Raw genomic sequence first — 22,532 nt, 5'->3', positions numbered from 1 at the left:
ATGAAAAATATAAAATTACTATTCATGTTGGGAATTGTCGCAGTGATAATTTCCTGTAACAATCAATCACAAAATGCTGATACTGAATTGGCATCACCAGTGTCGGTAGAGAATGTTAAGCTCGGAGGTATCATGCAATTTATAAACACTACCGGAACAGCAAACGCAAAATCAGAAACAACCCTAAGTTCCGAAATGAGCGGAAAATATCGTGTAATGACAAATCCGCAAACAGGAAGACCTTTTAAACTTGGTGATAGGGTTAAAGAAGGTCAGGTAATTGTGCGTCTGGAAGATAAAGAGTATGAAAACAGTGTGGCTATAGAATCAGCGAAATTAAATCTCGAAATTTCAGAGGATGAATACAACAAACAAAAATCACTGTATGAAAAAGGTGGTGTAACGCTTTATGAACTTCGCAATTCCGAAGTATCAAAAACCACCGCCCAATACAATTACGAAAATGCCCAGTTGCAACTGGCCAAAATGAATGTAGTTGCGCCTTTTAGCGGAGTTATCGTTGATCTTCCGTATTATACTGCAGGAACATTGGTTCCATCAGGAACAGAAGTAGTTAGTTTGATGAGTTACAACAAGATGTATCTCGAAATAAATCTTCCTGAAAAAAATATTTCAGATGTTAAAATTGGGCAGGAAGCTTTAATTACCAATTATACAATTAGTGAAGATACATTGATCGGACACATATCCGAACTTTCACCCATTATCAGTACAGAAACAAGAACATTCAAAGGTGTTCTTGAAATTGACAATCCAGAATTAAAGTTGCGTCCGGGTATGTTTGTTAAGGCTGATATTATTACCGCACAAAAGGATAGTACCATAGTCATTCCAAAAGAAATTATTATGACCGGCAACCGGGGAAAATATGTTTTTGTTGTAGGGCGTAACAGCACTGCCGAGGATAGGTGGTTAACCATTGGTCTTCAAAATCAGGAGTCGGTTGAGGTACTGGAAGGTTTAAGTGTTAACGACAGGTTGATCATTGACGGGTATGAAACATTGCGCGATCGTTCGAAAGTAAAAGTTATACTTTAGAAAGTGACCGGTAACAAAGAAAATTTATTAGCATGAAGAAATTAACCGAATTTTCTGTCAATTACCCGGTTACAATACTGATGGTCGTTCTGGGAGTTGTTCTCCTTGGATACATCTCGTTTGATAAGCTGGGTGTTGACTTGTTCCCCGACTTAAATTCTCCGCGGATTTTTGTCGAAGTCCAGTCCGGAGAGCGCCCCCCGGAAGAAATGGAAAAGCAGTTTGTGGAAGATATCGAAGCACTGGCCATTCGCCAGTCAGACGTTATTCAGGTTACTTCTGTTTCGAAAGTGGGTTCTGCTCAAATAACCGTAGAGTATGACTGGAATAAAGACATGGATGAAGCCTTTCTCGATTTGCAAAAAGCTTTAAATACGCTCACCCAGAATTCAGAAATCGACGAGCTGACGATAACCCAACACGATCCAAATACTTCTCCGGTAATGATTATTGGTTTAACTCATTCTGAAATAAAAGATATGAATGAGTTGCGAAAAGCCGCCGAAAATTATATCCGTAACGAACTGGTTCGGTTGGAAGGTGTTGCCGAGGTTGAACTTTCAGGGCAGGAGGAAGCCGAAGTAATAATCCAAACCGATCCTTACCGTTTGGAAGCCCAGGAACTGACCATGGCTGAAATAAGCACCCGCATCCAAAGTTTCAATACCAGTGTTTCCGGAGGGAGCATTAGTGAGATGGGAATGCAATACATTGTTAAGGGAGTTAGTATGCTTCAGAGCACTGAAGACTTCGAAAATTTAATTGTTGGATATAAAGCAGTTCGCGAAGTTGCCGATGGCGAAACAACTGTTTCCATGGCTCCTGTTTTCCTCAAAGACGTTGCAACTGTATCTTTTGGAAATAAAGAACCTGAGAATATTGTTCACATAAATGGTGAGCGTTGTATTGGTCTTGCCGTTTATAAAGAAACAAAATACAATACAGTTAAAGCGGTAGAACAAATCAATGAATCACTGGAAGATATTGAAAGAGCGCTGCCCGGCTATCAATTAACCCAGGTAACCAACCAGGGACGATTTATTAGCCAGGCTATTGGCGAAGTTGAAGAATCAGCTTTACTTGGTATTTTACTGGCGGTCGTTATTCTTTTTATTTTCCTTCGCCGGTTTGGCACTACATTGATTGTTAGTGTTGCAATTCCAATATCAATAATTGCAACATTTAATTTGATGTATTTCAATCACCTCACTATTAATATAATGACTTTGGGGGGATTGGCGCTCGGAGCTGGTATGCTTGTGGATAATGCAATTGTGGTAATGGAAAATATATTTCGAAACCATGAAAACGGATTAAGCGCCAAGGAATCAGCAATAATTGGGACTTCACAGGTTGGAGGGGCAATTACCGCTTCAACAATTACTACAATCGTAGTATTCCTTCCAATTGTTTATTTACACGGCGCTTCAGGTGAATTGTTTAAAGACCAGGCATGGACGGTGGCTTTTTCTCTTATATCTTCACTTTTTGTTGCCATCTTTTTAATCCCTATGATGTATCACAGGTTTTATAAAAACAAAAAAATGCCTGTGAAACAAAAGTCTGTTAGGGTTGGTGGTTATGGCCGTTTTCTGGAAAAAATATTAAAAGCCAAGTGGTTGGTTATTATTTTGGCAACTGCTTTGGTAGCAGGTTCAGTATTTCTTGTTCCAATGATTGGTACAGAATTTATGCCCAAAACCGAAACCCGCGAATTTACAGTTGATTTAAAACTTCAGGAGGGAACAGAGTTAAGCAGGACTGAATCGACGGTAAAAAATATTGAAAACATTCTTACAGAGTATTTGGGCGAGAATTTAGATAATATATATTCTCATGCAGGCCCTTCCAGTGGGATAGCCAGCGATCAGACTTCCGTCTTCCAGGGCGAAAATACAGCTGAAATTAAGGTGATTTTGAAAGAAGAATCAACAGTTACTTCAGAGACTGTAATTGAAACTCTTGATAAACTTTTATCTGGTGTTGAAGGACTTGAAGCTACATTCACACAAGAAGAAAGCGCATTGAAGTCTATTCTTGGAACCGATGAAGCTCCTGTGGTTGTTGAAGTCAGAGGAGAAGAGATGGAAGAAATTGAAGCTATTGTGGCTCAGGTTAAAGAAAGGATGACAGGAATGTCTGGCTTGTTTAATGTTCAGTCTTCCATAGAGAATGGCGCTCCCGAAGTTGAAATTAAAGTTGACAGGGTACGAGCCGGAATGTATGGAGTTGATATAAGTTCAGTAATTAGTCAGCTTCAGGAACAACTTGAAGGAATGAATGCCGGAGAGCTGGAAAAAGAAGGCGAAATGCAGGATATAACCATTAAAATTCCTGAAAAAGGATTGAATGAAATTGATGAATTGACCATTACCTCCGGAGCTCAGGTGTTCCGCTTGAATGAAATTGCCGAAATTTCTTACGGTGTTTCTCCCAAAGAGATTTTTAGGAGAAATCAAAACAGGATAGGAAAAGTTACTGCGCAAATGGAAAAGGGAGTTGCCCTTGACCATGTGGCCAATCAAATTCGCGAGGCTACTTCTTTAATTGAGCTGCCACAGAATTACAGGATTTTAGTAACAGGTGAAGAGGAAAAACGTCAGGATTCGATGGCAAACCTTGGTTTCGCCCTGTTGCTATCAATCATATTGGTATATATGGTAATGGCTTCACAGTTTGAATCACTTATTCACCCGTTTACTATTTTATTAACAATTCCGCTGGCGGTGGTAGGAAGTATAATCACATTCTTTTTATTAGGGAAAACCCTGAATATAATGGCCATAATTGGTGTGATTATGCTGGTAGGTATTGCTGTAAACGATTCTATTATTTTGGTTGATCGCATTAACCAGTTAATACGCGAAGGTGTAACCCGAAAGGATGCAATTTTATTGGCCGGCCAGCAACGAATCCGACCGATTATTATGACCAGTTTGACTACAATCCTGGCATTGCTACCGCTTACCATAGGTTTTGGAGAGAGTGCTTCACTCAGGTCTCCAATGGCAATGGCTGTTATCGGAGGTTTGGTTACATCAACCCTGTTAACATTAGTTGTTATTCCTTGTGTGTACGACGTATTAGACAGATTTAAGGGATTGTTCACAAATAAAAAAGAGACTGCGGTTGAGCAAGTTTAATTTCATAAATTCTAAGGATGAAACGAGCCGGAATTAAATATCATCAAAAAAAAGAAAAATGTATTGTTGGCGGGTTCCGTGTGTTTCATGTAAAATTTAAAAAATCATAGGGCACATGAAATTCATCATAAGCAGAAAAATATTCATCACCATGCTGTTTACCGGACTTACTCTTTTGGGGTATGTCTCTTATCAGCGGCTTGAGGTGGAGTTAATGCCAAATGCCGAACTCCCTATGCTGTTTGTATCCATTAATTCAAGGGTGGAGGTTGATCCGAATTATATGGAAAACCAGGCAGTAATCCCAATTGAAGGGGCAATTGGGACAATGGAAGGTATCGAGAGCATGGAATCCTCCTTAAACAACCGAACGGCGTCTATCCAGGTAAATTTCAAACAAAATGTAAATTTTAAGTACACTTTTTTGAAACTACAGGAAAAGATCCAGCAGGTTACTGATAATCTGGATGAGAATTTTATAGTAAACGTAAACAGGGTTGATTTGGAGTCGCTTACCAACCAGTTTATGGAAATACAAATCCGGGGGAGTGGTGGTACTGACCGAATTCGAAATATTGTTGATGAGGAGATAACGGCGGAAATGGAAAATATAGATGGAATCGCTTCCGTTACCGTTTATGGCGGAAAGGAGAAATCCATTGAAGTTACATACGATGCCGGAGCTTGTGAGGCATACGATATTACTCCTTCTCAAATTCAACGAGCTATTTCAGAGAGTTCAACAGCACGGACTTTTGCCGGCTATTTACATGATTCGCAAAAACAATATTTTGTACATGTAACCGCTGAATATGACAATGTTTCGGATATTGAAAATATTGTTGTTGCCGACGGGCCAATTTTCCTTAAAGATGTTGCCGATATTTATTTTGGTGTAAAAGAAGAAGAAACGATAAGCAGGGTAAACGGTTTGGATGCCGTTTCGATGATTCTGGTCTCCGATTCCCAGGCCAATCTTATCGACCTTTCTCATGCTGTGCAGAAAGAAATTCAGCGTTTAAATAACGAGCTTGCCGTTAAGGATGTTGAGATTGTTGTGCAAACCAACACCGCCGAAACAATGGAAGACAACATCAACCAGATAATGAACCTGGCACTGGTGGGAGGTCTTTTAGCCATTTTTGTGTTGTGGATGTTTCTGAAAAATCTGAAAATTGTTTCTTTTATTGCTCTTGCAATACCCATTTCAGTTTTTACAGCATTTAATCTTTTCTATGCCTTTAATATTTCGCTAAACAGTTTGACATTGGTTGGACTGGTTCTGGCTATAGGGATGTTGCTGGACAACAGTGTTGTAGTGCTGGAAAATATCTACAGGCTTTCCGGGAAACGTTACGATGCGGATACAGCAGTAGTTCAGGGAACCCAAGAGGTTTGGAGATCAATTGTTGCTGCAACATTAACAACGGTAACCGTATTTTTACCCTTTGTATTTTCAACCGATTACATGATTCAATTGCTTGGAAATCACGTTGGCGTTTCTATTATCTCAACTTTAATGGTTTCTCTGTTTGTTGCGTTACTTCTTATTCCAATGGCAGCGCACGTCTTACTGAGAGGAAAATCGTCTCACAATATTTTTTATGAAAAGGTTACAACAAATAACCGGATTATTCAAATTTATATTCTTTTACTGAAGTCGAGTATGAGAAAACCCGCAGGCACAGTAATTGGTGCGATTGTGGTTTTCTTTATAACAGTATTTACCGTTTTGGCAATTAGCGTTAGTAACCTTCAGGAAGTAGAGGAGACAGAATTCTCGGTGTATGTAACTATGCCGACAGGCTCAACACTCGAAAAGACAGATTTAGTTGTTAAGGAAATAGAAAGCCGGTTGGAAGACCTGGAGGAAAAACAAGATGTCAGTTCAAGAATTGAAGAAGATGAGGCAGTATTAACCATTGTTTTAAAAGAGGATTATAAGGATATTGCCGATCGTACAGTTGCTGAAATCAAGTCCGATGTCGAAGATCGGTTTGATAATATATCACAGGGAGAAATTAGTTTAACAGCACCTACATCCAGTTCAAGCTTTCGCGGCGGAGGTGGTGGAATGGGCGGTGGTGGAACCGAAAATTTTAGCCGCTTTTTAGGAATTGGCTCAAATCAGGAACAAATCATTATAAAAGGAGAAGATTTCGATATAATGAAAGGTGTAGCAGAAGACCTGGAATATTATATCGAGGATTTGGAATCGATACGAAATGTAAGGTTAAGTGTTTCCAGTAACCAACCTGAAATTCACTTGCATTTTAACCAGTTACTTCTAACCGACTATGGAATTAACTTAGGAAATATCACTTCGGAACTTTCAACATTTTCGCGCGAATTTACATCGGGTGCCACATTTAAACAGGGAACTGAGGAGTATGAAATTGTTATTAAGGAAAAGCTTGATGAAGGAGAAGAGGAAGAGGAAACGGATAAAGGGATTGACGATTTGCGAATGTTGCAAATAAGTAATTCAGAAGGTGCAACTTATGATTTGCAGGATCTGGCAGAATTGATTTACGATGAAGGTATGTCGAGGATTACACGTGTAAATCAGGAAAAACAGATTGAAGTAAGCTACCAGTTTGTTGAAGAGGCAGAACAATCAAAAGACCTTTTGGAAGCTTACCGTCTTGAAATTGATCAAATCGTTGAGTCGTACAAACTGCCTTCGGGGGTGGCAGTAGAAGTCGTTCATGAGGAGGACCAATATTCAGAGTTCTATTTCCTTATTGCGGCTGCATTTATCCTGATTTTGATGATTCTGGCTTCTGTATTTGAGTCGCTTTCAACTCCATTTGTCTTAATGTTTTCCGTTCCTCTGGCGGCTATTGGTTCATTCCTTGCATTGATATTTACCGGGAACAGTTTATTTAACGCCAATACATTAATGGGTTTTCTTATTTTGCTTGGTGTAGTTGTAAACAACGGTATTATATTAATTGATTATACCAATATACTTCGTAAAAGAGGTTATCGCAAGTCTCGCGCTTTAATGACAGCCGGCCTCTCTCGTGTGCGACCGATTTTGATTACTGCCATTACAACAATCGTTGCCATGTTTCCTTTGGCAATGGGACAGGCAGAATATGTGGGTGCTATTGGAGCTCCGTTTGCAATTACTGTGATTGGAGGCTTGGCGTTTAGTACAATACTCACACTTATATTTATCCCGACTTTATATGCAGGTCTAGAGAATGCAATCGACTGGATAAACTCATTGAGTTGGCCTCTAAAAATAGGACAACTGATTGTATTTATTGTTGGCTCAATATATATATATCTGGAAGTTGATACTTTTATTTGGCAGTTACTCGATTTTATGATACTGATAATAGCAGTTCCGGGTATTACTGCTTTTGTTATGACAAGCTTACGTCAGGCCAGCTCAAAAGTGATTGATGAGCAAGAAGCGATAACGATTAGAATTAGGAGATTGGTTAAGATCTATGATCGGGACAACAGGTTTGTTCGTGAATGGAAATCGGGTGAAAAAATTCGTGAGCGTGCCGGATTGACGAAGGATTATAAACACATAAGAGATTTTTATGACCTCATTTGGCAGCTCCCCTTATTTATTTTCCTGGTTTATTTCACCTTTATTTATATGGAAAATAATTTGTGGATGTGGGTTATGTCGCATGTTGTTTTCTTTTATTCGTTTTTATTATACGTCCCTTTTAACCAGGTGATGATTAATAAATATGAATCTACATCAAAACCTGTATATCTTAAAATAAACCGAATCGTTAAAAATCTTATTTACTGGCTTACTCCATTATTGTTTTTGTTTATTTTCTTTAAACGGTGGGATAATCTGGGAATGGTAATTTTTGTGGCTATAATTTGGCTATTGTTACTAGTAATATATACCTCAGGAGAATACATTCAAAAGAAAAACCTCAACATTGCCAGGATTAGCGGGCGTATGGCTGGTTTACGAAGAGGATTCTTTACGATTGTGCGGCAAATACCAATAATTGGAAAAAGGAAAAAACCGTTCAGGGCGTTAAATGGTGTATCGCTTGAAATAAAAACCGGAATGTTCGGGCTACTCGGTCCGAATGGTGCCGGTAAGTCAACCATGATGAGGATTGTTTGTGGCATCCTGGAACAAAGTTATGGTAAGATATGGATCAACGGAATGGATACCCAGAAATACAGGGAAGAATTGCAGGGCTTAATTGGGTACTTGCCACAGGCTTTTGGTACTTACGAAAATATGTCTGCATGGGACTTTTTGGATTACCAGGCGATTTTGAAAGGAATCAAAGATACGGAGATAAGAAACGAGCGTCTGGAGTATGTGCTGAAGAGTGTTCACATGTTTGAGAGAAAAGACGATAAAATAGGCTCGTTCTCCGGTGGGATGAAACAAAGAATTGGTATAGCTCAAATTCTTCTAAACCTGCCTCGGATTCTTGTTGTTGATGAACCTACCGCAGGTCTTGACCCAAGGGAAAGAATACGATTCCGTAACCTGCTTGTTGAGTTAAGCAGGGAAAGGATTGTAATCTTCTCAACACATATTATTGAAGATATTTCAAGTTCCTGTAACCAGGTAGCGGTAATCAACAGGGGAAATCTCAAATACTTTGGTACGCCTAACGATATGGTTAAAATGGGAGACAACTTCGTATGGCATTTTTCTATTCCGGCAAAAGAGTTCGACAGTTTTGCAAATAAACAAATGATTGTTCACCACATGCGCGACGGTGAGAATATAAAAGTTCGCTGCCTCGCAAAAGAAAAACCAGCGGAAAATGCAGTAAACGTGCCTCCGCATCTTGAAGATGCTTACTTGTGCTTACTAAAAGATTTCGTTTAAAACTGAAAGCAAATGAAAAACTTAAATATTAGAAACCGACTGATCATATTTATTAAGATGATTCGGTATAATCTGAGAATAATTTTTGCCAATAAGTTTATATGGTTTTTGATAGCTGCATTGGCTGTGTTTCTGTTTTTTGCCATCCAAACAGTTATAAATAGGGCAAGTATTAGCGAAGGAACCATTTTTCAACTTCTGATATTTCCCGGAATCTTGTTGATTTTTTACCCGACGGTCTTTGGAATTCAGAATGATGATGATTCACGAATGCTGGAAATATTGTTTGGAATTCCAAACTACAGGTATAAAGTATGGCTGGTAAGACTACTTATGATCTTTAGTCTTATTTTTATCATTATATACTTTTTTGCCGCTTTGGCGTCTGTGCTTTTATACGACATTAGTATTTTTGAAATGGCCTACCAGCTCATGTACCCGATTGTATTTATGGGTGCACTTTCTTTTATGTTTTCTACTTTAATAAAAAACGGAAACGGAACTGCCGTTGTGATGGTAATAATAGGGGTGGCCTTGCTAATACTTCAGGACGTAATTGAAAGAACACAGTGGAATGTATTTTTAAATCCTTTTCAAATACCCGACAATTTGAACGAAGTAATTTGGCAGGGGTTAATATCAAAAAACAGAATTTTTCTTGGTGTCGGGATAATTGTATTTATTTTATACGGCCTTTTTAATTTGCAAAAGCGGGAGAGGTTTGTTTAGTTGTCTATGAAGGGGTAATACTCCGGTCAATGCAGGCAACCAAATAAAATTGGTACAAATGATCGAGTTTGTGGCGGTTGGTTGCCTGTATTGCTTTTTTACACTAAAAATCTTTTAGCCAATAATTTGAGATAAAATTTTAACTTTGCGGGGCATTTAATTTCACTATGGATAAAGGAAGAGTTGAGATAATGGCTCCGGTTGGTTCGTATGAATCGCTTATGGCAGCCATTCAGGGAGGAGCAGGGTCCGTTTATTTTGGCGTGGAGCATCTAAATATGCGCTCACGTTCAGCCAATAATTTTACTCTCGATGACCTAAATAGAATTGTTAAAACAGCATCAGAAAACGGTGTAAAAACCTATTTAACGCTAAATGTTGAAATTTTTGATGGCGAAGTTCAGCAGATGCATGAAGTGCTTGACGCCGCAAAAAATGCCGGAGTCTCTGCTGTTATCGCAGCCGATATTTCAGTAATTCAGTATGCGCGGTCAATTCATTTGGAGGTACACATCTCTACACAGGTGAACATTACCAATATTGAAGCAGTGAAGTTTTACGCCCATTTCGCAGATGTAGTTGTCTTGGCGCGTGAAATGAACATAGGCAGGGTTTGGGAGATAAACAAACAAATTGAAGAAGAGCAAATAAAAGGCCCGGGAGGAGAACTTGTTCGTTTGGAGATGTTTGTACACGGAGCACTTTGTATGGCTATTAGCGGAAAATGTTATCTCAGTTTGCATGAGATGAATTCTTCTGCAAATCGTGGCTCGTGTTTGCAAACCTGCAGAAGGGCATACACCGTAACAGACAGGGAAACCGGCGCAGAATTGGAGATTGACAATGAGTATATTATGTCTCCCAAAGATTTGAAGACCATTCATTTTTTGAATAAAATTCTTGATGCGGGTGTTTCAGTATTAAAAATTGAGGGGCGTGCGCGTTCTCCCGAATATGTAAAAACAACAGTTGAGTGTTATCACGAAGCAGTTGAGGCGTGGCAAAAGAACGAATTTACTGAAGAAAAGGTCGAGGATTGGAACCGGCGCCTTGGCATGGTTTTTAACCGGGGATTCTGGGACGGATACTATCTTGGCCAGCGCCTTGGTGAATGGAGTGCCAACTATGGCTCTCAGGCTACAAAACGAAAACTGTACCTAGGTAAGTGTACAAATTACTTTACTAATATACAGGTAGCAGAATTCAAACTTGAAACAAATAATTTAAGAGTAGGTGATGAGATAATTGTGACAGGCCCGACAACCGGAGTTGTGCAAACTGTTGTAAAGGAAATCAGATATAATTTGCTTTCTGTAGAGGAAGGGATGAAAGGTCAGCGTATTTCCGTATTTGTTGATACCAAATTACGACGTTCCGATAAATTATTTAAAGTGGTTGAAGCAAAGGAAGTTAAAGTTCGACGTTAAAATAATAATTATCTGTAATTTTCGTTTTTCGTAAAAAAGTATTTAATTTATTTATTCATTATACTAATTATGAACGCTGTATGAACCGTAAATTGATTCTTACCCTGATAATCCTTACACTCGTTGGTGGCAATGTATTTGGGCAAATCCTTAAATATCGCGTAGGCGTAAATTATGGAAAATTTAATGATGAAGTAGGAAAAGATGAGGTAGAGCATCCTTTGATTGAAAATCTTTCAAATCCTAATGCCACTGAATTTGTTCATGCATTTGAACCAGGATTTGAGGCCGAGATAATGCAACTCTGGTCACCAAATATTGAAACGGGGATAGAACTGGATTTTTCGAAATTTTCCGGAAGTAATGATATTCCTCCTTATTATAATTATATTTTGGCACAGGACTTTCCTGAAATAACACATAGAGTAACAGAACCAATAGTTTACGAATCATCAGCATTAAATTTAATACTGAACTTCAGGTATTACTTTGCGCCTGATGGGAGTATAAATCCATTCTTTAAAGCATTTGGAGGACTCTCATTTGTTGGGGCTGAATATAATTATGAAGATCTGAGTGTTTGGGAAACAGTTTGGTCTGAAGAAGGAACGGGCGTTTTATACGCTGTCGGAACTGAGAATAGTGATCAGCCTAAAGAAACTGCCGTATGTTATGGATTTGGAGCAGGACTGGATTTTGCTTTGAATGAACAGATTTCATTGTATTTAGATGGAACAGTTTCGTTTATTGGAACAGATAAATTGGATGGAATTCCGAACTATGATTATGTCGTGGAAACACAAAATTTAAAAGCAGTTGGGAACAGAGCATTTGTAACACAAATAAGTTTGGGCATTGTGTTTACATCAAAAACTGATTTGGGATTAAATAAAAATTCAGGGAAAAACAAAAAAGGAAGCGGAGTGAAAGGAACCGGCCGGACAACTCCATGGCGGCCTTTCTACCGCCAGAAAAGATAAAGCATATCTGATTGTGAAAATTAGTAGCAGATAATATAATAGGAAAAGCGGTGATTATCACCGCTTTTTTTTTAAAAAAAGACAAACAACTAATAATTTTCTTTTACTTTTTACCAACTATTAAACCAATCAACCCTCTAAGTCCAGGCAAAAAATAAAGTAATTAATACAAGCCGTTTTATATGTACGAAGAGTATTATCTATGGTTTCAGAATTCAATAAAAAATATTTTTGCCGACTTGAATAAAAAAAGCCACTAAAATGAAATAGTGACTTTTCCTTTTTGGGTTTATTTTTTTTAACCAAGTGAATCAAAAACCTTTTCAAGTAATTTTTTTGTTGCAATAACTCCTTCTTTTTCCGAAAGTTCACTTCCTTCGTATTCCACGTCAACATAACCTTTATACCCCGCGTCTTTTACGATTTTCATTAGGCGGTAAAAATCGGATTCGGTTTCATTTCCCTGGGCATCGAAATTGTGTGATTTTCCGCTAACTCCTTTAGCATAAGGCATAAGTAGTTCAATACCTTTGTAACGGTCGTAAGTTTCGCCGGTTTGTCTGTCGATAACAAAGTTTCCAAAATCGGGTAAAGTACCTACGCGTTTGTGATCAACCAGCTTCATCACGCCAACCAACCATTCGGCATTGCTTGAGAGACCTCCGTGGTTTTCAACAATTACATTTATTTTTTTGCTGTCTCCGTATTCACATAACATCCTGAGTCCGTCAGCTGCCAGCTTTTGTTGCTCTTCATAGCTTCCTCTGCTTCCTGCATTTACGCGGATCGAATGACATCCGAGAAATTTTGCAGCATCAATCCATTTTTTGTGGTTTTCAACGGTTTTTAATCGTTCTGCTTTTTCAGGATGACCAACCATTCCTTCTCCATCACACATAATCAAAACATTTTCAATGCCTTCATTTTTTGCGATTTTCTTTAACTCAGCTAAATATTTTTCATCTTTTGCCTTATCTTTAAAAAATTGATTTACATATTCCACACCTTCCATCCCCAGTTCACGGGTAATTACAGGGAAATCGAGATTTGTCATTTCATTGGCAAAAAGCGCCCTGTGAAAAGACCATTCGGCAAGCGATATTTTAAAAGGAGATTTTGATGCATATCCTGCCCAGGCGGGAGAAGTCAGCATGGCACCAGAGGTAGCGGCAATTGTTGTTTTTAGGAAATTCCTGCGGGATGTATTTTTCATAACAATTAAATTTTATTGATTTATATTTTAAAGAATATTCTTTTTCGGTACAAATAATAGCAAAGTAACCACTCCAGCGCCAAAATCGTTAGTGCAGCGAATAAATTCATAACAAATTCGGAAGTTCCAAACCAAGTCAAAATTCCATCGGTGAAAATGGCTACAAAATTATTAAACCACTGGCCTCCAATTGTATTAGAAAACAAATAGATAAAGATTGGGTTCATTCCTACAATTAGAAACGGGAAGATCCACCGGTTTATCTTTTTGATATCGATAAACCAGTAGCTGAAGGCAAGTACAAGGAGCGCCCAGCCTCCTGAAGCCAGAACAAACGATGAAGTACTGATTCGTTTTATTATCGGTGTTACTGAAGTCCAGTCGAGCAGATAACCCAGTAATAAAATAATTATACCTGCGCCTGTTATACGTTTAATTTTTTGATTTCCGGTTTTTTCCGACATTAAAACCTGCCCGGCTACAACGCCCCAGATAGTATGCGCTGCGGTTGGAATAAAATTGATGGCAACCCAGCCTCTTCCCGGATTTATCTTGCCCATCAAAATCATATCCATCCAGCTTCCAAAATTATGGTCTTTAACAAAAGGTTGGTTATAACCTTCCAAAGGAAAAAAACGGTAAGCCATTTCGGTAACAATTAACAACCCTGTAGAAGCAATAATTTGTGTCGACCATTTATATCTCATTAAAAAATAGGCAATCAAAATAGTAGCCGACAATTGTGACAATACATTCCAGAGTTCCCAAACAAGCTCGCGACGGTAACCACAGTGTAGTCCTACACCAAAGGCCAGGAGTAAAATACAGCGCTGGATGATATGTTTTGTGATTTTGCTTTTTGAATCTCCCCGCTTCCTGCGTTTGGCATATGAAAAAGGCATGGCAACACCAACGATAAACATAAAGAAGGGTTGGATTAAATCCCAAAACCGTAATCCATTCCAGGGATGATGGTGAAACTGTTCAAAAAAGGGTTCAAGAATCGTTCCGGCAATCGGTTCTTTAACAAGTACATTCCAAAGTGCTGTCCCTTCCGCAACCAACAGGAACATGGTCATGCCACGAAAAAAATCGAGAGATAACAAACGATCATTTGAAAATGAAACTCCTTTTTTAGGATTCATAATAAATTTTAGTTGGTTGAGATTCAAATGTAATAAAATATAGGTTTAATTGTCCTTTATAGTCTCAATCAATCATAAAAATTTGATTGGAAATTTATTTTCCGTAATTTGATTTATGTTTCATCAAATAAAATAATCATGAACCCAAATTATGAAGATTTACTAAACAGAGCTTCTGAGTTTATAGTAGCTTATGGCTTAAAGGTAATCATGGCAATCGTTATTTTAATTGTCGGCCTTTGGATAATTCGGCGTGTTGTAAAAGTTACCGGACGTGTAATGGAAAAAAGAGAAGTGAACGTGTCGCTTCGGGGCTTTCTTAAAAGCCTGTTTGGAATTTTACTTAAGGTTTTATTGTTGATAAGTATAGCCGAAATGGTTGGCATTAAAACTACTTCTTTTATTGCTATCATAGGGGCAGCCGGTCTTGCAGTTGGCCTGGCTTTACAAGGAACGCTGGCAAATTTTGCCGGAGGAGTTATGATTCTGCTTTTTAAACCTTTTAAAGTGGGAGATTTAATTGAATCTCAGGGGCATTTAGGTGTTGTTAAGGAGATTCACATTTTTGTAACCATATTGCTTACCCCGGAAAGTAAAACGGTTATTTTACCAAATTCAGCTGTTTCAAGTAGCGACATAGTTAACTATACTACTGAAGGTGTAATTCGTGTTGACTTAACTTTTGGAATTTCTTATGAATCAAATATAAAGGAAGCCAAAAATATTTTGCTGGGAATACTAAACAGTCATCCAAATGTATTAAAAGATCCGGCTCCGTTTGTTGGAGTTGCTGAACTTGCCGACAGTTCGGTAAACCTTGCGGTTCGCCCATATGCAAAACCTGTCGATTACTGGAACGTTTATTTCAGCGTCTATGAAGAGGGTAAACTAGCATTGGATGCCGCAGGAGTTACAATTCCATTTCCGCAGGTGGATGTGCATATGAAAAATAAGTTCTAAGTTGCGTAAAATGCCTTCGTAGAACAGAAGGCATTTTTTTAAACGTATTTAAATCGTTTTATATTTTTTTTAGGTGTTTTTTCAAATTCTTCGTTTACAATCTCAAAGGTGCTAATTTGCTCGTATTTTGGAAGCTCATGGTTAACGTTTTTCCTGTTTTCTTCCATCAATTTAGGAATCTCGGCTTCTGGCATTTTTTCAGCTTGAACAGCTTCAAAATCAGGATACACAAGTGCAACCATTTTTCCGTTACGATCAATTACAACACATTCGGCAATGTAAGGGAGATTACTGATTTTTGCTTCAATTTCTTCGGGATAAATATTCTGCCCGGAAGGTCCCAAAATCATATTCTTGGAACGACCCTTAATGTAAATAAAGTTGTTTTTATCAATAATGCCCAAGTCACCTGTTTTTAACCATCCGTCTTCGGTAAATGCGGCTTCTGTATCTTTTTCATTTTTGTAATAGCCCACCATTACATTTTCTCCTTTTACCTGAATCTCTCCTACAACATTGTAGGGATCCTCTGAATCAATCCGTACTTCCATTCGGTCAACCAATTTTCCGGCAGAAGAAGGCATTGTTTTGTTCCAGGCATCATAACTAATAAGCGGGCCACATTCGGTCATGCCATATCCAACGGTAAGAGGAAAGTTGATTCGTTTAAAGAATTTTTCCACATCGGCACTTAAGGGGGCACCTCCAATGACAATTTCGTAGAAACGCCCTCCAAAAGTTTCAACCAGTTTTCCCCTGATTTTTTTCAGAATTATTTTTGATATAAGCGGAGTGCCGAGTAATATTTTTATTGAAGTTTTTTGGAGTGTTGGCAACAGACGCTTTTTATAAATCTTTTCAATTATTAGTGGAACGGAAAGAATAAGATGAGGTTTTATTTCGCCAAAAACTTTTGTTATTACAGCAGGAGAGGGTATTTTGTTCAGGAAAGTAATATGGCAACCTAAAGTTGTCGGGAATAAAAATTCGAACAATAATCCGTAAACATGTGCCATAGGCAAAAACGAAACGATTTTGTCGTCGGCTTGTAAAGGCATGTGTTCCTGAGCAAAAATAATGTTTGAAACCAGGCTGCGTTCAGGAATCATAACTCCCTTGGTAAAACCGGAAGTTCCCGATGTGTATGAAATTACGCAGGTTGCTTCTTTGTCCCATTTTTCAAACTGAAATCCCTCCCGGCTTAGTTTATTTTTTTTGTAATATTCAAAAGCATCTTCCAGTTTATATTTTACATTTTCGTCTTTAGCAATATGAAAAGAGAAATCATCCAAAGCGATAACTGCTTCAACCTTTCCTTCATTTTGAAAATCAACCTTTTCAAGTAATTGTTTTCCCCCAATTACAATTCGTGCTTCAGAATGATTGATAATATGATTTGTATTGGATTTATTAAAATCCGGAAGAATGGGAACGATTACAATACGTGACGAAATCGCAGAAAGAAAGACTGTTGCCCAGTTTGCTGAATTTCGCCCTAAAACGGCAATTTTGTCCCCTTTTTTTATTCCCATTATCTGGTAAAAAAGATGGAGCGATTTTATGTTCGCTGCAACTTCCTTGTATTTAAAATCTTTTCCTTCATAATCTGAAAATGCAAGATTATCCCAATTCTTGTGGAATGCGTTGGTGTAAAGTTTAGCTAAATCAGGTAATGCCATAATTTTATAATTTAACCGATAAATTTATGAAAATTACCTGAATGTTCGGTTTTTAAAATACAGTAAGATTAAATATGAATAAATGTCAATAATAAAAAAACTCCGGAGATTGTCCTCCGGAGTTCGTTGTTTTCCGCTTTTATATTCACGTTAATGGTAATACCAAATTAATTAACTTGCTTCCAACAACTTATATTTAGTAGAGACGAAATTTTCCAGACCTTTTTATGAGTCTCAATAAAACAGGTGTATTTTTAGGGGAAAACAGGAAACCCACCCGGTTAAGGCGGAACTCCCGGTTTTTAATTATTGTTTTGTTTCTACAACGGCGTATTTACTTACTTTCCAAAATTCCTCCGGATTTTCAATTTCAAGATAAGTGATCAGGTTGTCTTCCTCGATAAAGCGGAATGAACTGTCAGGATGTTCAGTAATTATTTTTGCTTTTTTTACGAAAAGAGGAAAATAATTGGTATTCCTTTTATCAAGCTCTGTGAAATAAGTTTCGTTAAAATCCTCTTTTATCGTTTTGTTTTTCCCAATTCCAAGAAAACCACCTTCTTTGGTAAGAACTCCGTTATCTGCCAATTCATCAAACGAACCGGATGCAAAGAATGCTTTATTCAATTCACTATCCTGTTCTGCAATTAAATTGTTGGCATTTTTAATAGAATCAGCTTTAACTACAAGGTCAGTTTCCATAACTACCATTTGGCTGTCCATTTTTTCAATCTGAAGATCCATTTCAGCAATCTGGTAATCGCGTTTTTCCAATTCTGTTTTTAGCACCTGGATATTTTCATCCTGTTGTTTAATACTTTCACTAAGTTTGGCGATTTTGTTTCTGAATGATTTGATTTCAATACCGGAAGATTTTAACTGTTTTTCCAGCTCATCGATTTTTTTACTGCTTTCTTCCAGCATTTCGTTCATTAATTTAATATCGGCAACCAGAACTTTTTTCTGGTCTTGTTTTCCTTCGGCCTGATCTAAAACCAGTTGGCTTCTTTTTTCACGGATGAATGTCAGATTTTCTTCGATCTCATCGAAAGTATTTGCCATTTCATTTACCAACGAATCTCTTTCTTCTATGGTCATATTCAAATCAGCATTCTGATTGCTTAATTCATCAATGTGTGATTTATTGTTATAGATTATAATACCTGCAATTACAACAACTATAGCAAACACTCCAATCACAATCCATTTTAACATTGAATTTTTTTCGGTTTTCATAACGTTTTCCTCCTCGTTAAATTAAATTTTTGTTTGACACTGCACGTAATGCCAAACCATGTGCCAAGCAATTTGTGTTTTTACAATTGTTTGGTTTTTAATGTTTTATGTTCTTGAAGGGTGGCTGGGTAGTTGTCAAAATGATAAGGTATTATCAAAATGATAACAATTCATGAAGAGAAATAAATTTGGTTTTTTTGGCTACTTTGTTTCTTTAAGCATCCGATAAATTGTTGCAACGCCGATGTCAAGCTTGTCAGCAACAATTTTGGTATTGTTATCGTATTTATCGAGGTATTTTTTTACGATGCGGATATTGTACTCACGCAAACTCATTTCACCATCAAGCTTGTCGCTAAAAAGCGCGTCGTTTCCTAAAACAATACTTTCATCCGTAATTTCTTCATTGTCGGAGAGTGTAATGGCGAGCTCAATAACCGATTTTAATTCTCTGATATTTCCCGGAAATGAGTAGGATCGTAGTTTCTCAACTGCAGACGCGGTGAGGCTTTTTACAGGAAGTTTATTTTCGGTACAAAATTCTTTTATAAAGTGTTTTGAGAGAATAATTATATCGTTGCCCCGGTTGCGTAATGCCGGCAGTTCAATCGATAATCCAAATAACCGGTAATACAAATCCTGCCTGAAATTTCCTTTCAGAACAGCATCCTGGAGGTTTTGGTTGGTTGCAACAATAATCCGACAGTCGGTTTTTATTGACTTGTTACTTCCTATTCTCACAATTTCTTTTTCCTGGAGTGCTCTTAAAAGCTTGGCTTGTAGTGAAATATCCATCTCCGCTATTTCATCCAGGAAAAGTGTTCCGCCATTCGCTTCTTCAAACTTTCCAATCCGGCGGATGTTAGCACCTGTAAAAGCACCTTTTTCGTGTCCGAACAACTCACTTTCGGTTAAATCTTTTGGGATAGCTGCCATATTTACGGCGATAAAAGGCTTGTTGGCTCGCTGAGAATTATAATGAATTGCTTTGGCAACCAGCTCTTTTCCTGTTCCGGTTTCGCCGGTAACCATTACCGAAATGTTTGTTCGGGTGGCTTTTTCAATTAAACTGAATATTTTTTTTGTAGCAGCGCTGTTTCCAATAATCGTATTTTCAAAATTGTATTTCTTTTTAACCTCACTTCTCAAGGTTACAATTTCACGTTTCAGGCGCTCTCCTTTTCGGATATTGTTTACTGTATTTAACAAACGCTCCCGAATATCTTTCGATTTTACAATATAATCGTAGGCACCGTATTTTAGCAGTTCAACAACTACTTCTATTTCATCCTGTTCTGAAATTAAAATAACTTGTATTTCTTCGTTTTCCGATTTTATCTGTTTTAGAATTTCCAACCCTTTCATGTCGGGCAGGCGATAATCGAGCGTTACGACATCCGGATTTTTATGTAAATTATTTAAACATTCTTTTCCTGAAGAAAACGACTCTATTTCATAATCCGGATTCATGGAAAGATTGTGTACCAGCAATCTGTTATACCATTCGTCATCTTCAACAACAAATATTTTAAATGGTCTTTCGTCCATGTTACTTATTTAAACCGGTTAATGAATTTTTTTCCCTGATTTTTGCTGCTGATGCAAAGTTGGTTAAAAAAAAGATTTTATTCAGGAGCTTCATTTAAATATTTTTTTAAAAATATGATTATTTCTTCTGTCTCATCTTTAACTTCAGTAAACAACGAACGAATAGTATTTATATTTAGTTTCTTTTCTGCTAATTTTTCAATTTCTTTAACTTTTTCATATAAACTTATTTTGTCTAAATGTTTGTATGGAACCGCCATTTTATGTGTGGTTTCCCTGATGGTATTCCAGTCGTAATATTTTAAAGCTTTTTCAATAGCTGCCAAACCATTTGTACTCGATTTAATAAAAAGTTCGATCAGTTCTTTTAAAAAAGTGTCATCATCGCCCGCAAGTCTTTTCAGTTCTGAAATATCTACCGGCGAAACCGGCTTCGGATTTTTAGCTGTTTCCTCAATCTTAATGATTGAACTTAATGTTGAGAACAGCGTGTTTTCGGAAAAAGGTTTGGAAAGAAATCCACGCATTCCTGCATCCAGACATTTTTGTTTTTCAGTTTCTTCATTTGAAGCTGAAATGGCTATTATTTTAGCTTCCGGCTTTTTGTGAAGGATTTCTTTCGTGGCCTCAAAACCATTTTTGCCCGGCATCCTTAAATCCATAAAAATAAGGTCAAAGTTATTTAAAAGAGCAGCTTCAACCACTTTGTTGCCATTGGTAACTTCTTCGAATTTTGTCCCCCATTTTTTTAAGATTCCTTTCAGAAGAAAACGATTGAATTCCGTGTCATCTGCAATCAGGAATGTTAGATTTTTATAGGCCTCCGGTACTTCAACTGTTTTAAAATCAGTTCCGGGAATATTTTGTTTTTTCCCCTCTTTGTAAGGAATTTCAAGCATAATAGTTGTTCCTTTTCCCGGGGTACTTTCTATGCTAATAGTTCCATCATGTAATTCAACCAGTTTTTTAACAATGGAAAGACCAAGCCCGGTGCCCTGGTATTTTATGCCTTCAGTGTTTTCTGCCTGTACGTATTCATCAAAAATGATGTTAAGGTTTTCTTCTGAAATTCCAATACCGGTATCAATTACACGGATGTTAAACCGGAAAAAGCTGGTTTCTGTTTTTTGAGTTTCGACAACCAGTGAAATTTTTCCGTTTTGTGTAAATTTGATTGCATTTCCCAACAGGTTGATCAGAATTTGTTTTAACCGGAGTGGATCGCCAACTATTGCTTCCGGTCGCTCTCCCGACCAAACAAATTTTAACTCGTTGTTTTTTTTCTCTGCTTCAAATTTTTGAAGAGCGATTACTTCTTTAAAAACCTCTTCGGGTGAAAAATCTGTTTTTTCGAGCTTTAGCTTGTTTGCCTGAATTTTAGAAAAGTCGAGCGTATCGTTTATTACATTTTTTAGATGAATTGCCGATTTTGAAAGGACAGAAACCAGTTCTTTGGTTGTATGGTCAAAAGATTTTTGATGGAGTTGTTCGGTTAAACCATAAATAGCGTTTACCGGAGTCCTTAGCTCGTGACTAACATTTGCAGCAAATTTTTCTTTAGCAACCGCAAGGTTTTCAGCTTCCAACTTGGCTTTTTTTAAAGCCCGCTGGTAGTCTCGCATTTTTTTCAGATAATTGAACAGAACAAACAAAACAACCAACAGGAGAATTACTGCGAGGATGGTAAAACCAGCCAATCGTTTATATGTTAATTCTGCAAGGCGGTCAGCTTCATCGGTTTTTGCGATGAGTTTGTCGCTTTCATTTTTTTCAGCTAATGCAACCAATTCGTTTATCTGATGTACTATTACCATATTCTCCTCTATCAATTTCGATTCGAGAATATTTTTTTCTTCTCCTTTTTCCCTGATTTCATTTATTTCTGTTTCCAGACTTTGAATTTGTTCTCTTATTTCTTCCGGTTCAAGTTCCCGTTTAACAATGGTGGTGTCAACAATGGTTTTTTTACCGCCAAATATTTTTCTGAATATCCCTTTTTTTTCCGTTTCCGTTCTTATCGTGTCTAATTTTTCCTCTTCAAGTTTTGAATAGATTTCTATAAACGATGTTGTATCAACATTCTGCATTGATTGATGTAAGTTCAGGATTTTTTGCCACAGTTCAATCTTTTGAAAAGCCAGAAAAGTGAGTGAATCAATCACCGGCACACCAATTTCGTTTTCGGCCGTAAGCAGATTGAGATCTTCAATTTTTGAAACAATCTGTTTTTGCAGCGTTTGATAGGGGGCCAGGTCTTCGTTTTTATTGGTAAGAATATAGAGCCTTGCATTGTTTTCAAGTGAAGCTAAATCGGCTGTTAAATCTTTTACCAGGAAAAGCTGGTAATCCGGTATGGTTTCCTGGTGGATGGACTGGACAATGTTGGACAGACTTTTATACGCATAATACCCCGATGTTACAACAGCGGCGCCAATAATTAAAGAAAGAAGAGTGATTTGTATTTCAATTTTGAATTTTGACATTCGGCCAATCAATTTTTTTATTGAACGCTTGATCCCATCAGTTTGTTTTGCCAGCAATATTATATATTTTTAAGCACACGTGCGCTGTTT

Annotated in this window: 13 protein-coding genes; 7 read left to right on the top strand and 6 right to left on the bottom strand. The window is 37.5% G+C overall.

Features of this window, described 5'->3' with window-relative positions; genetic code table 11:
- From K5G00_RS15285 to K5G00_RS15260, 6 genes are all read left to right on the top strand, one after another.
- Positions 1-1,059 (top strand): efflux RND transporter periplasmic adaptor subunit, encoded by a 1,059-nt coding sequence (locus tag K5G00_RS15285; RefSeq protein ID WP_238767050.1) that lies wholly within the window; start codon positions 1-3, stop codon positions 1,057-1,059.
- A gap of 32 nt (positions 1,060-1,091) precedes the next feature.
- Positions 1,092-4,202 (top strand): efflux RND transporter permease subunit, encoded by a 3,111-nt coding sequence (locus tag K5G00_RS15280; RefSeq protein ID WP_238767049.1) that lies wholly within the window; start codon positions 1,092-1,094, stop codon positions 4,200-4,202.
- 115 nt (positions 4,203-4,317) lie between these two features.
- On the top strand, positions 4,318-9,042 hold the full coding sequence (locus tag K5G00_RS15275; protein WP_238767048.1) for an efflux RND transporter permease subunit: 4,725 nt from the start codon (positions 4,318-4,320) through the stop codon (positions 9,040-9,042).
- A gap of 12 nt (positions 9,043-9,054) precedes the next feature.
- Complete coding sequence (locus tag K5G00_RS15270) at positions 9,055-9,771, top strand: hypothetical protein (RefSeq protein ID WP_238767047.1); 717 nt, start codon at positions 9,055-9,057, stop codon at positions 9,769-9,771.
- A 167-nt stretch (positions 9,772-9,938) separates the two neighbouring features.
- Positions 9,939-11,198, top strand: coding sequence for a peptidase U32 family protein (locus K5G00_RS15265; RefSeq protein ID WP_238767046.1), 1,260 nt, complete (start codon positions 9,939-9,941; stop codon positions 11,196-11,198).
- 80 nt (positions 11,199-11,278) lie between these two features.
- Positions 11,279-12,178 (top strand): hypothetical protein, encoded by a 900-nt coding sequence (locus K5G00_RS15260; protein ID WP_238767045.1) that lies wholly within the window; start codon positions 11,279-11,281, stop codon positions 12,176-12,178.
- 298 nt (positions 12,179-12,476) lie between these two features.
- Here the strand turns inward: K5G00_RS15260 and K5G00_RS15255 are convergent, their stop codons facing one another.
- Together K5G00_RS15255 and K5G00_RS15250 are read right to left on the bottom strand one after the other, a co-directional pair.
- A complete protein-coding gene (locus K5G00_RS15255) occupies positions 12,477-13,391 on the bottom strand; it encodes a TIM barrel protein (protein ID WP_238767044.1) in 915 nt (304 codons plus the stop codon).
- A 20-nt stretch (positions 13,392-13,411) separates the two neighbouring features.
- Entirely contained in the window at positions 13,412-14,536 is a 1,125-nt protein-coding gene (locus tag K5G00_RS15250; RefSeq protein WP_238767043.1) for an acyltransferase family protein, read from the bottom strand.
- A 138-nt stretch (positions 14,537-14,674) separates the two neighbouring features.
- On the opposite strand from K5G00_RS15250, the gene K5G00_RS15245 reads away from it, so the two are divergent.
- Positions 14,675-15,496 carry a mechanosensitive ion channel family protein gene (locus tag K5G00_RS15245; protein ID WP_238767042.1) on the top strand — a complete coding sequence of 274 codons (822 nt, stop codon included), beginning with the start codon at positions 14,675-14,677 and terminating at the stop codon, positions 15,494-15,496.
- Positions 15,497-15,534: 38 nt separating this feature from the next.
- Here the strand turns inward: K5G00_RS15245 and K5G00_RS15240 are convergent, their stop codons facing one another.
- The 4 genes from K5G00_RS15240 to K5G00_RS15225 form a co-directional block, all read right to left on the bottom strand.
- Positions 15,535-17,175 carry an AMP-binding protein gene (locus tag K5G00_RS15240; protein WP_238767041.1) on the bottom strand — a complete coding sequence of 547 codons (1,641 nt, stop codon included), beginning with the start codon at positions 17,173-17,175 and terminating at the stop codon, positions 15,535-15,537.
- 306 nt (positions 17,176-17,481) lie between these two features.
- Entirely contained in the window at positions 17,482-18,411 is a 930-nt protein-coding gene (locus tag K5G00_RS15235) for a Cbp1 family collagen-binding glycoprotein adhesin (RefSeq protein ID WP_238767040.1), read from the bottom strand.
- 201 nt (positions 18,412-18,612) lie between these two features.
- Positions 18,613-19,959, bottom strand: a complete 1,347-nt coding sequence (locus tag K5G00_RS15230) for a sigma-54-dependent transcriptional regulator (protein ID WP_238767039.1) — start codon at positions 19,957-19,959, stop codon at positions 18,613-18,615.
- A 77-nt stretch (positions 19,960-20,036) separates the two neighbouring features.
- Complete coding sequence (locus K5G00_RS15225) at positions 20,037-22,442, bottom strand: hybrid sensor histidine kinase/response regulator (protein WP_238767038.1); 2,406 nt, start codon at positions 22,440-22,442, stop codon at positions 20,037-20,039.
- Between the last annotated feature and the right edge of the window lie 90 nt (positions 22,443-22,532).

This window comes from Maribellus maritimus (genome assembly GCF_022267315.1).
Taxonomy (GTDB): domain Bacteria; phylum Bacteroidota; class Bacteroidia; order Bacteroidales; family Prolixibacteraceae; genus Draconibacterium; species Draconibacterium maritimum.
The sequence above is the reverse complement of the archived record's forward strand: the minus strand, read 5'-3'. Positions and strand labels throughout refer to the sequence as shown.